Annotated in this window: 13 protein-coding genes; 3 read left to right on the top strand and 10 right to left on the bottom strand. The window is 65.5% G+C overall.

Annotation, left to right across the window (positions count from 1 at the left end):
• Nucleotides 1-9 precede the first annotated feature (9 nt).
• From PWP93_RS00575 to PWP93_RS00605, 7 genes are all read right to left on the bottom strand, one after another.
• A complete protein-coding gene (locus PWP93_RS00575) occupies nt 10-891 on the bottom strand; it encodes a M48 family metallopeptidase (RefSeq protein ID WP_421043096.1) in 882 nt (293 codons plus the stop codon).
• Between the two features lie 96 nt (nt 892-987).
• Complete coding sequence (locus PWP93_RS00580; protein WP_421043097.1) at nt 988-1749, bottom strand: lysophospholipid acyltransferase family protein; 762 nt, start codon at nt 1747-1749, stop codon at nt 988-990.
• 44 nt (nt 1750-1793) lie between these two features.
• Nucleotides 1794-2357, bottom strand: coding sequence for a D-glycero-beta-D-manno-heptose 1,7-bisphosphate 7-phosphatase (gene gmhB, locus PWP93_RS00585; protein WP_421043098.1), 564 nt, complete (start codon nt 2355-2357; stop codon nt 1794-1796).
• A gap of 30 nt (nt 2358-2387) precedes the next feature.
• Complete coding sequence (glyS, locus tag PWP93_RS00590) at nt 2388-4487, bottom strand: glycine--tRNA ligase subunit beta (protein WP_421043099.1); 2100 nt, start codon at nt 4485-4487, stop codon at nt 2388-2390.
• 16 nt (nt 4488-4503) lie between these two features.
• Nucleotides 4504-5511 carry a glycine--tRNA ligase subunit alpha gene (gene glyQ / locus PWP93_RS00595; RefSeq protein WP_084225857.1) on the bottom strand — a complete coding sequence of 336 codons (1008 nt, stop codon included), beginning with the start codon at nt 5509-5511 and terminating at the stop codon, nt 4504-4506.
• Nucleotides 5512-5745: 234 nt separating this feature from the next.
• Nucleotides 5746-7458 carry an apolipoprotein N-acyltransferase gene (lnt, locus tag PWP93_RS00600; protein WP_421043100.1) on the bottom strand — a complete coding sequence of 571 codons (1713 nt, stop codon included), beginning with the start codon at nt 7456-7458 and terminating at the stop codon, nt 5746-5748.
• 240 nt (nt 7459-7698) lie between these two features.
• A complete protein-coding gene (locus PWP93_RS00605) occupies nt 7699-8592 on the bottom strand; it encodes an HlyC/CorC family transporter (protein ID WP_421024719.1) in 894 nt (297 codons plus the stop codon).
• Between the two features lie 427 nt (nt 8593-9019).
• On the opposite strand from PWP93_RS00605, the gene PWP93_RS00610 reads away from it, so the two are divergent.
• Genes PWP93_RS00610 through PWP93_RS00620 form a run of 3 tightly spaced genes read left to right on the top strand, consistent with a single transcriptional unit; the run spans nt 9020 to nt 10794 of the window.
• Nucleotides 9020-9679: a CsgG/HfaB family protein gene (locus tag PWP93_RS00610; protein ID WP_421025268.1), complete on the top strand. Its 660-nt coding sequence runs from the start codon at nt 9020-9022 to the stop codon at nt 9677-9679.
• A gap of 43 nt (nt 9680-9722) precedes the next feature.
• Complete coding sequence (locus tag PWP93_RS00615; protein ID WP_421043101.1) at nt 9723-10103, top strand: DUF4810 domain-containing protein; 381 nt, start codon at nt 9723-9725, stop codon at nt 10101-10103.
• A 10-nt stretch (nt 10104-10113) separates the two neighbouring features.
• Nucleotides 10114-10794 carry a DUF799 domain-containing protein gene (locus PWP93_RS00620; RefSeq protein ID WP_421043102.1) on the top strand — a complete coding sequence of 227 codons (681 nt, stop codon included), beginning with the start codon at nt 10114-10116 and terminating at the stop codon, nt 10792-10794.
• A 28-nt stretch (nt 10795-10822) separates the two neighbouring features.
• Here PWP93_RS00620 and PWP93_RS00625 read toward each other — a convergent pair whose 3' ends face one another.
• The 3 genes from PWP93_RS00625 to PWP93_RS00635 all read right to left on the bottom strand — a co-directional run bounded on the left by PWP93_RS00625 (nt 10823) and on the right by PWP93_RS00635 (nt 13210).
• Nucleotides 10823-11446: a gamma-glutamylcyclotransferase gene (locus PWP93_RS00625; RefSeq protein WP_421025267.1), complete on the bottom strand. Its 624-nt coding sequence runs from the start codon at nt 11444-11446 to the stop codon at nt 10823-10825.
• A gap of 109 nt (nt 11447-11555) precedes the next feature.
• Nucleotides 11556-12017 (bottom strand): rRNA maturation RNase YbeY, encoded by a 462-nt coding sequence (gene ybeY / locus PWP93_RS00630; RefSeq protein WP_421043103.1) that lies wholly within the window; start codon nt 12015-12017, stop codon nt 11556-11558.
• Nucleotides 12018-12073: 56 nt separating this feature from the next.
• The gene (locus tag PWP93_RS00635; RefSeq protein WP_421043104.1) at nt 12074-13210 is read right to left on the bottom strand and encodes a PhoH family protein; all 1137 of its coding nucleotides are present in this window, start codon (nt 13208-13210) and stop codon (nt 12074-12076) included.
• Between the last annotated feature and the right edge of the window lie 15 nt (nt 13211-13225).

Here is a 13225-nt window from a genome sequence, read left to right on the forward strand (position 1 = left end):
CTTGCCCTCTCACATCTCCGGCGGATGCTGCTTGAGCTGCTTCCTGGCCTCCCTGAACTCAGGAAAGATCGACTCCACAGTCCGCCAGAATCGCGGACTATGATTCATCTCCCGCAAATGCGCGAGTTCATGCGCCACGACGTAATCAACAACCGAAAGCGGAAAATGAATCAACCGCCAGTTGAGCCGAATCCTTCCTTCGCTCGAGCAACTCCCCCAGCGCGTCATCGCCGATGAAAGCGCATACGACCGAAACGTCACCCCAAGCCTCGCGGCATAAACCGCAAGCCGCTCGCCGAAAATACGCGTCGCCTCGCCCTGTAGCCATCCGGTCACCCGGTCCTTGATCTGCTGCGCATCCGCATGAAGCGGCAGTGGCAGCGCCAGCACGCGCGTCACCTCGTCAAAGGCCAGCAGCGAGGCGCCAAGCCTCACGCGCATCGGCTTGCCGAGATAAGGCAACTCGGCCCCATCGCCCCATTCCACGCGCGGCAGCGCACGCTGTTCCACGCGCGTTTGCCACTCGATCAGCTTCGCAAAGATCCAGCGCTGCTTTTCGGCGATAGCCGTTTCGATATCGGCAATCGTCACCCATCGGGGCGCGGTGATCGTGAGCCCGCTTGCATCGATGGCAAATCCAATTGATTTTCGCGACGAGCGCTTGAGCCGATAGTGCAGCGTGCGCGCGCCCATTTCGAGCGTGCGCACACGCGTGCCATCCGGCGCAAGCGGCCCCTTGGGCGACCTGAACGGCGATGGTGTGGAAGGCGGTGCGTGGAAGGGCGATGCCGGAGAGGGAGCGACAACGGGCGCCGGCTCGGCAAAGAGCGGCAAATCGAGCTGCCCGTTATCGAGCGCCGCTGAAGGGCGCGGCGTGGGTGACTTCTGCATCGTCAGGCTAGGTGCGGAATGGCGTGCGTGGCGTATGACGAGCGTGGTGGATAACGCAGCGAGCGCAGGTTGGACAGCCGCCTTGCCGCCGGAGCATCAAGTCCGCGCGGCGTCCACCGATGCGCCATCCGTTTCGCGATACGCGTCAGGATCGATGCGTCGCATTTCGGTTTCGATCCATTGCTCCACGCGTGTATTCAACTGGTCGGGCGTGAGCCCGGTTGTATCGATCGGCTTGCCGATCGACACCGTGACTATACCCGCATATTTGAGGAACGAGTTGCGGGGCCAGACATGTCCCGCGTTGTGCGCGATCGGCACGACGGGTGCGCCTGTAGAGATCGCAAAGCGCGCGCCGCCGGTCTTGTACTTGCCTTGCTTGCCCACCGGCGTGCGCGTGCCTTCCGGAAACATGATGACCCACGCGCCTTCGGCCATGCGCGCCTTGCCCTGGCGCGTCACGGACGCGAACGCGTATTTGCCTTCCTTGCGGTCGATATGAACCATCTTCAGCATGCCCAGCGCCCAGCCGAAGAACGGCACATACAGCAGTTCGCGCTTGAACACGTAGCACATCGGACGCGGCATCAGCGCTGGAAACGCGAGCGTTTCCCAAGCCGATTGGTGCTTCGAAAGCAGCACGGCGGGGCCGTCGGGCAGGTTCTCCATGCCCTCGATGCGGTACCGGATGCCGTTGAGCCAGCGCGCGACGAACAATGTCGAACGGCACCAGCCAGCGGCCATCCAGTAGCGCCGCTCCGCGTTCATGAACGGGAACGCAATGAAGCACGCGATTGCGTACGGAATCGTGTAGACGACCAGGTAAATCGACAGCAGCAGGGAGCGGATGAAGCGCATCGGTATCGGTTGGACCGTTCGGGAGGCAGGGCTGCAGGGTCGGGTTAAGCCGACTCGTTCGCGAGGAAGTCGAGCGCGAACGCGCGCAAGTCGTCGTGCACTTTCGTGCCGTCGGGCAGGCCGCCCGCTGCGAGTGTTTTCTTGCCCTTGCCGGTGAGCACGAGGTGCGTTGGGAAGCCGAGCACCGCGCCAGCCTGGAGGTCGCGTAGCGAATCGCCCACCACGGGCGTATCCGCGGGATCGATCTCGAAGCGCTCGGCGATCATCTTGAGCATGCCGGGCTTGGGCTTGCGGCAGTCGCAGTGGTCCTGCGCGGTGTGCGGGCAGAAGAACACGGCATCGACGCGTCCGCCCACCGCGGCGGCCTGGCGCTGCATTTTCGCGTGCATCTCGTTGAGCGCCGTCGTGTCGAACAGGCCCCGGCCGATGCCGGACTGGTTCGTCGCGACGGCGACGCGGTAGCCCGCCTGATTCAGGCGGGCGATCGCTTCGAGGCTGCCCGGCAGCGCGATCCATTCGTCCACGGTCTTGATGAACGCGTCGGAGTCGACGTTGATCACGCCGTCGCGGTCGAGGATCACGAGTTTGCGGCTGGTGCTGGTCGGCATGGCGTCGCTCAGTAGAGTGTCACGACGCCATCACGCCGCAAGGCGCGAGATGTCGGCAACGCTGTTCATCTGGCGATGCAATGCCTTGAGCAGCGCGAGGCGGTTTGCACGCAGCGCGGGGTCTTCGGCATTCACCATCACGTCGTTAAAGAACGTGTCGACGGTTTCGCGCAGTGCTGCAAGCGCCGTGAGCGCGCCCGTGTACTCGCGCGCGGCCAGTTGCGTCTGCACGCGCGGCGCGACCTGTTCGAGCTGCGCGAACAGTGCCTTCTCCGCGCCTTCCACGAAAAGCGCGCTCTGCACGCCTGCGTCCTCGACACCGTCGGACTTCTTGAGGATGTTCGAGATGCGCTTGTTGGCCGCCGCGAGCGACGCGGCTTCCTCGAGCGCCGCGAATTCGCGCACGGCGTCGAGGCGCGCGACGATGTCGTCGAGGCGCGTGGGGTTCATCGCGAGCACCGCGTCGATTTCCTGCGCCGCGTAGCCGCGTTCGCGCAGCATGCCGCGCAGGCGGTCCATGCTGAATTCGTAGATCGCTTGCGTCGATTCCGTTACCGCTTCGATGCCCGCAAATTGCGCGTAAGTCGTGCGCAGCAGTTCGACGAGATCCAACGGCAGTTGCTTCTCGACGAGGATGCGCAGCACGCCCAGCGCGTGGCGGCGCAGCGCGAACGGATCTTTTTCGCCGGTCGGCGCAAGGCCGATGCCCCAGATGCCGACGAGCGTCTCGAGCTTGTCCGCGAGCGCGACGAAGGTACCCGTGGCCGTGCCCGGCAATGCGTCGCCGGAGAAGCGCGGCTGGTAGTGCTCGGAGCACGCGAGCGCCACTTCTTCGGGCTCACCGTCGTGGCGCGCGTAGTAGGTGCCCATCGTGCCTTGCAGCTCGGGGAACTCGCCCACCATGTCGGTCAGCAGGTCGGCCTTGGCGAGGCGCGCGCCACGCTTGGCGAGCGCGACATCGGCGTCGCACATGTCGGCGATGGCGCCCGCGAGCGCTTCGAGGCGCTCCACGCGCTTGAGCTGCGAGCCGAGCTTGTTGTGATAGACCACGTTCGCAAGCAGCGGCACGCGCTCGGCCAGCGGCTTCTTCTTGTCCTGCTCGAAGAAGAACTTGGCGTCGGCGAGGCGCGGGCGCACGACGCGCTCGTTGCCTTCGACGATTTCGCCCGGCGTTTCGGTCTCGATGTTCGAGACGATCAGGAAGCGCGAGCGCAGGCGGCCTGCGGCATCGGTGAGCGCGAAGTACTTCTGGTTCGTCTGCATCGTGAGGATCAGACATTCCTGCGGCACTTGCAGGAATTCGTCCTCGAACTTGCACGCGTACACGACGGGCCATTCGACGAGCGAATTCACTTCGTCGAGCAGCGCTTCGGGCATGACGACCTTGTCGTCGCCGGCTTGTTCGATGAGTTGTTCGCGGATGGCTTCGCGGCGGTCGGCGTAGCTCGCGATCACGCGGCCCTTGTGCTGCAGCGTGTGTGCGTAGTCGTCGGCGCGCGTGATGGCGACGTTGCCGTGCGAGAGGAAGCGGTGGCCGCGCGTGGTGTCGCCCGCGTCGATGCCGAATGCGGTGACTGGCACGATTTGCTCGCCGTGCAGCGCCGTGAGGCGGTGCACCGGACGCACGAACTGCACGTTGCTGCCGTCGGGGCGCTGGTACGTCATGACCTTCGGGATGGGCAGCTTGCCGAGCGTTTCGTCGAGTACGGCCTGCAGGCCGTCGGCGAGCGTGGCGCCCGGCGCCGAGTAGCGCAGGAAGAACGCTTCGTTCTTGCCGTCGCTCGCGCGTTCGAGGTCGCTCACCGGGAAGTCGGCAAAGCCGAGCGCCGCGAGCTTCTTCGCGAGTGGCGCGGTGGGCTGGCCGTTGGCGTCGAGCGCGACCGAAACGGGCAGCACTTTTTCGCGCACCTGTTTTTCGGGCGCGACATTGCGCACGTTTCTGATCGTCACGGCGAGACGGCGCGGCGTGGCGTAGCGCTCGAATGAGAGGTCGCCTTCGATCAGGTCGCGTGCGGCGAGGCGCTGTGCGATGCCTTCGGCGAATGCGTCGCCGAGGCGCGCGAGGGCCTTCGGCGGCAGTTCCTCGGTCAGCAGTTCGACGAGGAGTGTGGCGTGATGAGCTTGCGTCATTGTTCTGGAGATCCCTTCATGCCTCGTCGAACTTGCGTTCGACCTTCAGCGGCGGCGCCCAGGCGGGCATCGCGGCGTCCTGTTCGTCGGTGGTCAGGCCCGGCACGCCGTGCACCGGATTGCCGAGCATCGGGAAGCCGAGCTTCTCGCGCGATTCGTAGTACGACTGCGCGACGCTGCGCGAGAGCGCGCGAATGCGGCCGATATACGCTGCGCGCTCCGTCACGGAGATCGCGCCGCGCGCGTCGAGCAGGTTGAACGTGTGGCCGGCCTTGAGCACGAGTTCGTAGGCGGGTAGCGCGAGCTGGAGCTCGATCATGCGCTTGGCTTCGCTTTCGTAGGCGTTGAAGAACGTGAACAGCAGGTCGACGTTCGCGTGCTCGAAGTTGTACGTGGATTGCTCGACTTCGTTCTGGTGGTAGACGTCGCCGTAAGTGAGGCGGCGCAGCTCGGGGCCGTTGGGGCCCTCTTCTTCCCACTCGGTCCAGATCAGGTCGTAGACGTTCTCGACCTTTTGCAGGTACATCGCGAGACGCTCGAGCCCGTAGGTGATTTCGCCGAGCACCGGCTTGCAGTCGATGCCGCCCACTTGCTGGAAGTACGTGAACTGGGTGACTTCCATGCCGTTGAGCCAGACTTCCCAGCCGAGGCCCCATGCGCCGAGCGTGGGGTTCTCCCAGTCGTCCTCGACGAAGCGCACGTCGTTCTGCTTCAGGTCGAAGCCGAGTGCTTCGAGCGAGCCGAGGTACAGGTCGAGGATGTTTTCCGGCGCGGGCTTGAGCACCACCTGGTACTGGTAGTAGTGCTGCAGGCGGTTCGGGTTCTCGCCGTAGCGGCCGTCCTTCGGGCGGCGCGACGGCTGCACGTAGGCCGCGCGCCACGGCTCGGGGCCGATTGCGCGCAGGAAGGTGTGGACGTGCGAGGTGCCGGCGCCGACTTCCATGTCGATCGGCTGGAGCAGCGCGCAGCCCTGCTTGTCCCAGTAAGACTGGAGCGTCAGGATGATTTGCTGAAACGTGAGCATGTGTGCCTGCAGTGTCTTTTAGGGCGAACGGCGTGGGCTGCGGCGGCAAGGGCCGCCACGCGCGGCCGGGTGTAGCCGGCTGTTTCGCGCGTGGCGGGCGTTCCTTGCGTGCTGCGGTCCCGGCCCCCGGTCAGGAGGGGCGGCCCGGTGCTAAAACCTTGAATTTTACCGGATTGGCGCAGCGTTGAGACCGGCGCGCGGGGACCAGGCACATTCCGGGCATATTTTGGCGCATCAAGCCTTCTTGCGACCGGGGCGGGTGGGCCCGAATGCGAAGCCGAGTGCCAGCAACACGAGAGACACGGCGATCACCGTGTTGTTGCCGCTCCTCACGTAGGGCGTGAAGCCCTGGGTGCCTTCCACGCGCAAGTCGAGAGAGCCCACGGTGAAGGCGGGCAGGCGCGCGATCACGTTGCCGTGCGCGTCGATGGCGGCAGTGGCGCCCGTATTGGTCGCGCGCAGCATCGGCCGGCCGGTTTCGAGCGAGCGCATGCGCGCGATCTGCAGATGCTGGTCGAGCGCGATGGTGTCGCCGAACCACGCGAGGTTCGTCGAGTTGATGAGGATGCCCGGCGAGGTCGGATTCTCGCGCACGGTGCGCGCGATTTCCTCGCCGAAGATGTCCTCGTAGCAGATGTCGACGGCGACGGGCTGGTTATGCACGAGGAACGGCGGCTGCACGGGGGCGCCGCGCGCGAAGTCGCCGAGCGGGATGTTCATGAGGTTCACGAACCAGCGGAAGCCCCACGGCACGAATTCGCCGAAGGGCACGAGGTGGTGCTTGTCGTAGCGATACAAGCCGTTCTGGCCGGGCGTGATGCCGAACAGGCTGTTGGTGTAGTCGACTACGCGCCGGTCCGGCGTGATCGTGCCGCCCACGGCGCCGAACAGGATGGCGGTGTGGGTGCTGTCGGCGAACGCGCGGATATCGCGGCCGAATTTTTCGGGCATTTCCTGCAGCAGTATCGGAATCGCGGTCTCGGGCGTGATGACGAGATCGGCGGGCTTTTCGGTGATGAGCCGCTGGAATTCGGCGAGCGATTCTTCGAGGCCGGATTCGGAAAACTTCATCTCCTGCTTCACATTGCCTTGCAGCAGGCGCACGTTCAGCGGGGTGTTTTCGGGGTGCGTCCAGTTGACGAGCGGGAGCAGCAGGCCAACGCCGGTCACGGCTACAGCCATCATGGCCGGCGTGGCCGCCGCGCCGATGGAGCTGGAGGAGCCGATGGAGCCGATGGAGCCGGTAGTGCCGCCGCGCGCAGGCCCGCCAATCGCGTCGGATCCCGCCTTGCGCACGTGCACCAGTGCCTGGACGAGGAGCGCCGCGACGAGCGCGAGCACCCAGCCCACGCCATAGACGCCGACGATCGGCGCGAACCCGGCCAGCGGCCCGTCCACCTGCGCGTAGCCGCTCGAAAGCCACGGAAAGCCGGTGAAGACGTAGCCGCGGGCCGATTCGCCCAGCGCCCACGCGCTCGCGAAGGCAAAGGCGCCATGCCATGTCGGCGAAAACGGCAGGGTGCGCCCGTTGCGTGCGTGTCCCGCGCAAAACGACCAGACCAGCGCGGCGAGCGCCGGATAGAGACCGAGGTAGAGCGAGAACAGCACAAGCGCCGCGCCGGCGAGCGCGGCGGGCATGCCGCCATAGAAGTGCATGCTCACATACAGCCACCAGACGCCGGTCACGAAGTTGCCGAAGCCGAACGCCCAGCCGGTGAAGAGCGCGCTTTTCCAGCCCGTGGTGCGCGTGAGCCAGAAGTAAAAGCCCGCGAAGATCGCGATTTCGAGCCAGCCGCCGTGCGGTGTGGGCGCGAACGAAAGCGTGTTGAGCGCGCCCAGCCCGGCAGCGGCCACGCAGTGCCAGGCCGGCAGCGCGCGGCGCGCGGCGGAAGGTGTGTCTGCGGCGCGCGCGCCGTCGCGCGTGCGGGAATCGATCGGTTCAGCCATGGGTGTGCTTGGGCGCTGCAGTCCGACTGCAGGGGCGCGCGAGGCGCGGGTTGCAAAACGTTCGCTGCACACGCCGTGTGCGCAGCGAGCGCAACGATAGCATTTTCACGCGTCGGCATTGTGTGGCGCCGGGGCGAGTTTGAGGTGACGTTTGGGGGCGCGATCGCACTCCGCCGGCTTGAAAAGCACGACGCCGGCCCGCAGGCCGGCGTCGTTCAAAGCGCGCGCGGGCGCAGGGCGTCAGGTGCCCTGCGGCTGCAACGCGGCTTCACGCTGGCCGGCGAGCGGATCGCGGCGCACCAGCAGCATGTGCAACTGGCGCGCGTCGGCGCGCAGCACCTCGAAGATCAGGTCGTCGATGCGGACCTTTTCGCCGCGATGCGGCACGTGTCCGAAGTGATTCGTAACGAATCCGCCGATGGTGTCGACTTCGTCGTCCGAGAAATGGGTGCCGAACGTTTCGTTGAACTGCTCGATCTCGGTGAGCGCGCGCACGCGGAAACGCCCATCGGGCGAGGCGATGATGTTGCCGCTTTCCTCGTCGAAGTCGTATTCGTCCTCGATGTCGCCGACGATCTGCTCGAGCACGTCCTCGATCGTGATGAGGCCGGCCACGCCGCCGTATTCGTCCACGACGATGGCGATGTGATTGCGGTTCTGGCGAAAGTCGTGCAGCAGCACGTTCAGGCGTTTGGACTCGGGGATGAACACGGCCGGGCGCAGCATGCCGCGCACGTCGAATTCTTCCTCGGCGTAGTAGCGCAGCAGGTCTTTCGCGAGCAGCACGCCGATCACGTTGTCGCGGTTGCCTTCGTAGACGGGATAGCGAGAATGCGCCTTGTCCAGCACGAAGGGGATGAATTCGTCGGGACTATCGGCGATGTTGATCGCATCCATCTGGGCGCGCGGAACCATGATGTCGCGCGCGCAGAGCTCGGACACCTGGAATACGCCTTCGATCATCGAAAGCGAATCGGCGTCGATCAGATTGCGCGCGTGCGCGTCCTGGAGGATTTCGAGAAGCTCGCTGCGCGAGTCGGGCTCGGGCGAGATGAAGTCGGTCAGCCGCTCGAGCAGGGAGCGCTTTTCCTGGGGTTTGCCGGTTTGTCGTCGACTGGGATAAGAGTCGTTCATGGTGGTGCGCCCTGGGCCTCTTGATGGCTGGGCGCGCTGTTGCGGATAGGAAAGGATACAGCATGCGTGTGGCGCGCCCGTGTAGGGCATGCCCGTGATCCATCCTAACGCAGATGCGAGGTGCCCGGGGGGACGCACGGCATGCGGCAGGGGGCGTCGATGAGTTTGCCCGATGCGCCCGCCATATCTCGCGAATTTTCGGGTTTCAGATTTGGATGATTTTTGTCCTGGGTTTGATGGGTGTCACCTGCGCTGGATTGTTTGACATTTTCCTTTCAGCGACCTTGCTCTAATTCGGACCTTCACGCGGAACCCCCCATGGTTCCGCGCGTCGTTGGCCGGGCACGAGGTCCGGTCCAGGTGCGTAAGGAGACCTATCTTGCAGGTGTTATCGAAGCAGCGCGCAACGCGGTGTGCGGCATGGCTCGTGCCGTCTTTGTTCATTGTTCTGGCAGGTTGCGCGACTGAAGCGTCGCGCACGCTGCCGGTTCCGGAAGTGGCGGTGGCGCGCACGCCATACGCCGGCAAGCCGGTGGCGGTCGCCGTCGGCAAGTTCGACAACCGCTCGAGCTACATGCGCGGCATTTTCACGGACGGGATCGACCGTCTGGGCGGTCAGGCCAAAACCATTCTGATCACGGCGCTCCAGCAGAGCGGGCGCTTCAATGTGCTCGACCGAGACAACCTCGACGAGATTCGCCAGGAGGCCGGCTTCACGAAGCAGGCACAGGCGCTCAGGGGCGCGCGCTACATCCTCACCGGCGACGTGACGGAGTTCGGCCGTAAGGAAGTCGGCGACCAGCAGCTATTTGGCATCCTCGGGCGCGGCAAGAGTCAGGTGGCTTACGCGAAGGTGAGCCTCAATGTGGTCGATACGGTCACGTCGGAGGTCGTGCTGTCGGCGCAGGGCGCGGGCGAATACAGCCTGTCGAACCGCGAGGTGATCGGCTTTGGCGGCACGGCGGGGTATGACTCGACACTCAATGGCAAGGTGCTCGACCTGGCGATTCAGGAGGCCGTCAATCGCCTCGCGGAACGCGTCGATGCAGGCGCGCTCGCAACCGCTGGGCTGCCCGCCGTGAAGTGACGGCTGCGCGAATCCATCCTGTTTGAACAGAAGACTCAGACCTATGACCCAAACCCACACTACACGGCGGTCCACCGCTGCGCCGCTTGGCGTTGCCTTGGCCGTTGCCGGCGCGCTGCTCGCCGGCTGTGCGACGCGCACGCAACCCACGCTCTATCAATGGGACGCCTATCAGCCGCAGGTCTACGCGTACCTGAAAGGGCAGACGAGCCCGGAAGAGCAGATCACTGCGCTCGAACAGGCGCTTCAACAGATCCGCGCCAAGGGCAACCGGCCGCCCCCCGGTTTTCATGCCCACCTCGGCTCGCTTTACGCGAGTGTCGGCAAGGGCCAGCAGGCGCAGCAGGAACTGCATGCCGAGAAGGAGGCCTTCCCTGAGTCGTCCGCATACATGGACTTTTTGTTGAAGAACCTCTCGAAGTAGGCACGCCATCATGCTCAAATTTTCGATACTGAAATGCCTGCCGGTGCTCGCGGCTTCCGCGCTGCTCGCCGCGTGCGTGGGGCCGCAGAAGCAAACCGCCGGCTACGACTACACCGCGTTCAAGAGCGCAAAGCCGCGCTCGATTCTGGTGCTGCCGCCGCTGAACGAAACCGTCGATGTGAATGCCACCAACGGCATGCTGTCGCAGATGACAATGCCGCTCGCGGAATCCGGCTACTACGTTCTGCCCGTGGCCGAAGTGGCGGAGACCTTCCGCCAGAACGGCATTGCGTTGCCCGTGGAGATGCAGGCTACGTCGCCGAAGAAACTGCATGAAATCTTCGGCGCCGATGCCGTGCTCTACACGAAGGTCACGCAGTACGGCTCCGTCTATCGGGTGGTTGACAGCAATACGTCCGTCTCGGCGACCGCGAAGCTCGTCAGCCTCGATACGGGCGATGTGCTCTGGCAGGGCAGCGCGACGGCCAACGGCAAGGAACTCGGCAACGTGGACTTCGGTAGCGGCAGCATTATCGGCATGATGGTGCAGGCGGCGGTCAAGCAGGTGGCGCATTCGCTCGCCGACGAGAGCCAGGAGGTGGCGGGTTTGACGAGCCAGAGGCTGTTGTCCGCGGGGCAGCCGAACGGGATCCTCTACGGCCCGCATTCGCCGAAGTACGGCAGCGATTGAGCTTGCTGCGCTGAACCGGGCCTGGTGCTCACGCGCAGCGCGCGAGCAACCGCTCCAGCGCCCGGTCGGGCATGCCGCTCTCGCGCAGGGCCTCGACGGTGCGGCGCACGTAGTCGAGCGTCGTGCCGTAGCGGCCCGATGCGCAGCCGAACACCTGGCGCACCGTGTCTTCACCGAGCTTGCCCGTGTAGGTGGGCACGTCGCGGCGCATCACGAAAGCGAGCGCCGCGACGCGCCGGCCATCGACGAGCGAGCAGGGCAGCCAGGCGGGCCGGTACGAACCCATCGGCATTTCGCGGCGCCACAGTGCTTCCAGATGCGGCATGACGCCATCGGCGGCCAGGCGGAACGCCACGCCGGCGCACGAGCCGCCACGATCGAGTGCGAGCACGAGGCCCGGCTGCTCGGGCGTGCCGCGATTCACGCGCGACCAAAGATACAGGCCGCGATGGTAGCCATGCACGCGCGAGCGCACGTTCTCGACGGTCGGCAGGCCCGGGTTCCAGATCAGCGAGCCATAGCCGAACAGCCAGATGTCGCTCGTGCGGTCCCATGGCTCAAGCGTGTGGTCGAGCGATGCGCGCAGTTCGTCTTCGCTGAGCAGGCGCGACTCGCCGAGCGATGGCGGATAGCCAGGACAGGGCCTGGGCATGCCGCTGGCGGGCGCGTCATTCACCAGCGGTTCGGCAACAACACTGGAATCGTTCGCGCGCTTGTCGTTCATGTCTGACGGGCTCGGGCCGGAAGGGGGCCGTGTGGCCTTACTTGTACGGGTCGGGAAAGCCGAGCGAGTTGAGCACCTCGGTTTCGATGCCCTCCATCTCCTCGGCTTCGGCGTCGTCCTCGTGATCGTAGCCTTGCGCGTGCAGCGTGCCGTGCACGAGCAGGTGCGCGTAGTGCGACGAGAGCGGCTTGCCCTGTTCGGCGGCTTCCTTCTCCACTACCGGGCAGCAGAGGATCAGGTCGCCCGTCACCGGGTCGTTCTCGCTTTCGGCGTAGGCGAACGTGAGGACGTTGGTCGCGTAGTCCTTGCCGCGGTACGTGCGATTGAGCGTGCGGCCTTCTTCGGCGTCGACGAAGCGCACGGTCAGTTCGGCATCGGCGAATAGCGCGGCCTTTATCCACGCCGCCACGGTGGCCCGTGGCAGCGAGGCCTTGTGCTCGGGAAACGCCTTCGCGGCGGGGAACTGCACGTTCAGTTTGAGTTTCGGTGCGCGGGCCATGTGCGTGATTCGTGGCGATTCAAATTCGGGCTCCAATCTGGGCTCGATCTCATGCCTTAGCGCGCGTCGCCGCCGCTTTCATCCTTTTTCGAATGCGCGTCGTATGCCTCGACGATACGCGCGACGAGCGGATGGCGCACGACGTCCGCGCTCGTGAAGCGCGTGAGCGCGATGCCGCGCACGTTGTCGAGCACCTGCTGCGCTTCGATCAGCCCGCTCTTGTGGCCGCGCGGCAGGTCCACCTGGGTGGTGTCGCCGGTCACGACGGCCTTCGAGCCGAAGCCGATACGCGTCAGGAACATCTTCATCTGCTCGGGCGTGGTGTTCTGGGCCTCGTCGAGGATGATGAACGCGTGATTGAGCGTGCGTCCGCGCATGTACGCGAGCGGCGCGATTTCGATCATCTGGCGCTCGAACATTTTCGCGGTCTTGTCGAAGCCGAGCAGGTCGTAGAGCGCGTCGTACAGCGGGCGCAGATACGGGTCCACCTTCTGCGCGAGATCGCCGGGCAGGAAGCCGAGGCGCTCGCCCGCTTCCACGGCGGGGCGCGTGAGCACGATGCGCTTGACCTGGTCGCGCTCGAGCGCGTCCACGGCGCAGGCCACCGCGAGATAGGTCTTGCCCGTGCCCGCAGGCCCGACGCCGAAGGTCACGTCGTGCGAGATGATCTGCTTGAGGTACTCGCGCTGCGCGGGCGTGCGGCCGCGCAGGTCGGCGCGGCGCGTATAGAGCTTCGGGCCGAGTTCTTCTACGTCGACGCCTTCGCGTGCGGGCTCGTCGAACGGGTGGTCGGGGTCGCCGCGAAATCGTACGTCCCGCGGGTCGATCTCGGCGGCATCGGCGCCGTTGTTGCCGCCATTGCTGCCGCCGCTGTTTCCACGCACGCCGCCGTTGCCGCTCGCGCGCGGATCGTTGGCGGGATTGCCCGGATGCCGCGCCTCGACCAGCGCGAGCTGGATGTCGTCGACCGAAAGCGGATCGCGCGCCTGGTTGTAGAAGTTTTCGAGCGCGGCGAGCGCGAGTTTCGCGCCGCGGCCGCGAATCGAGATGCGATGGCCGCGCCGCGCGAGGGTTACGTCGAGTGCCTGCTCGATCTGCCGCAAGTTTTCGTCGAGCGGGCCGCAGAGGTTCGCGAGCCGCGCATTGTCGTCGCGCGGCGCGTTGAATTCCAGATGCTGCTGATTGGGCTTCAAGGTATCAGTGAACTC

Origin of the sequence: Paraburkholderia sp. A1RI-2L (genome assembly GCF_048957375.1) — a bacterium.
In the GTDB taxonomy this organism is placed as follows: domain Bacteria; phylum Pseudomonadota; class Gammaproteobacteria; order Burkholderiales; family Burkholderiaceae; genus Paraburkholderia.

What these genes read in the sequence shown, in the direction of transcription:
- PWP93_RS00575 (WP_421043096.1), bottom strand. Translation starts at nt 891, where the DNA reads ATGCAGAAGTCACCCACGCCGCGCCCTTCAGCGGCGCTCGATAACGGG.
- PWP93_RS00580 (WP_421043097.1), bottom strand. Translation starts at nt 1,749, where the DNA reads ATGCGCTTCATCCGCTCCCTGCTGCTGTCGATTTACCTGGTCGTCTAC.
- gmhB (WP_421043098.1), bottom strand. Translation starts at nt 2,357, where the DNA reads ATGCCGACCAGCACCAGCCGCAAACTCGTGATCCTCGACCGCGACGGC.
- glyS (WP_421043099.1), bottom strand. Translation starts at nt 4,487, where the DNA reads ATGACGCAAGCTCATCACGCCACACTCCTCGTCGAACTGCTGACCGAG.
- glyQ (WP_084225857.1), bottom strand. Translation starts at nt 5,511, where the DNA reads ATGCTCACGTTTCAGCAAATCATCCTGACGCTCCAGTCTTACTGGGAC.
- lnt (WP_421043100.1), bottom strand. Translation starts at nt 7,458, where the DNA reads ATGGCTGAACCGATCGATTCCCGCACGCGCGACGGCGCGCGCGCCGCA.
- PWP93_RS00605 (WP_421024719.1), bottom strand. Translation starts at nt 8,592, where the DNA reads ATGAACGACTCTTATCCCAGTCGACGACAAACCGGCAAACCCCAGGAA.
- PWP93_RS00615 (WP_421043101.1), top strand. Translation starts at nt 9,723, where the DNA reads ATGACCCAAACCCACACTACACGGCGGTCCACCGCTGCGCCGCTTGGC.
- PWP93_RS00620 (WP_421043102.1), top strand. Translation starts at nt 10,114, where the DNA reads ATGCTCAAATTTTCGATACTGAAATGCCTGCCGGTGCTCGCGGCTTCC.
- PWP93_RS00625 (WP_421025267.1), bottom strand. Translation starts at nt 11,446, where the DNA reads ATGCCCAGGCCCTGTCCTGGCTATCCGCCATCGCTCGGCGAGTCGCGC.
- ybeY (WP_421043103.1), bottom strand. Translation starts at nt 12,017, where the DNA reads ATGGCCCGCGCACCGAAACTCAAACTGAACGTGCAGTTCCCCGCCGCG.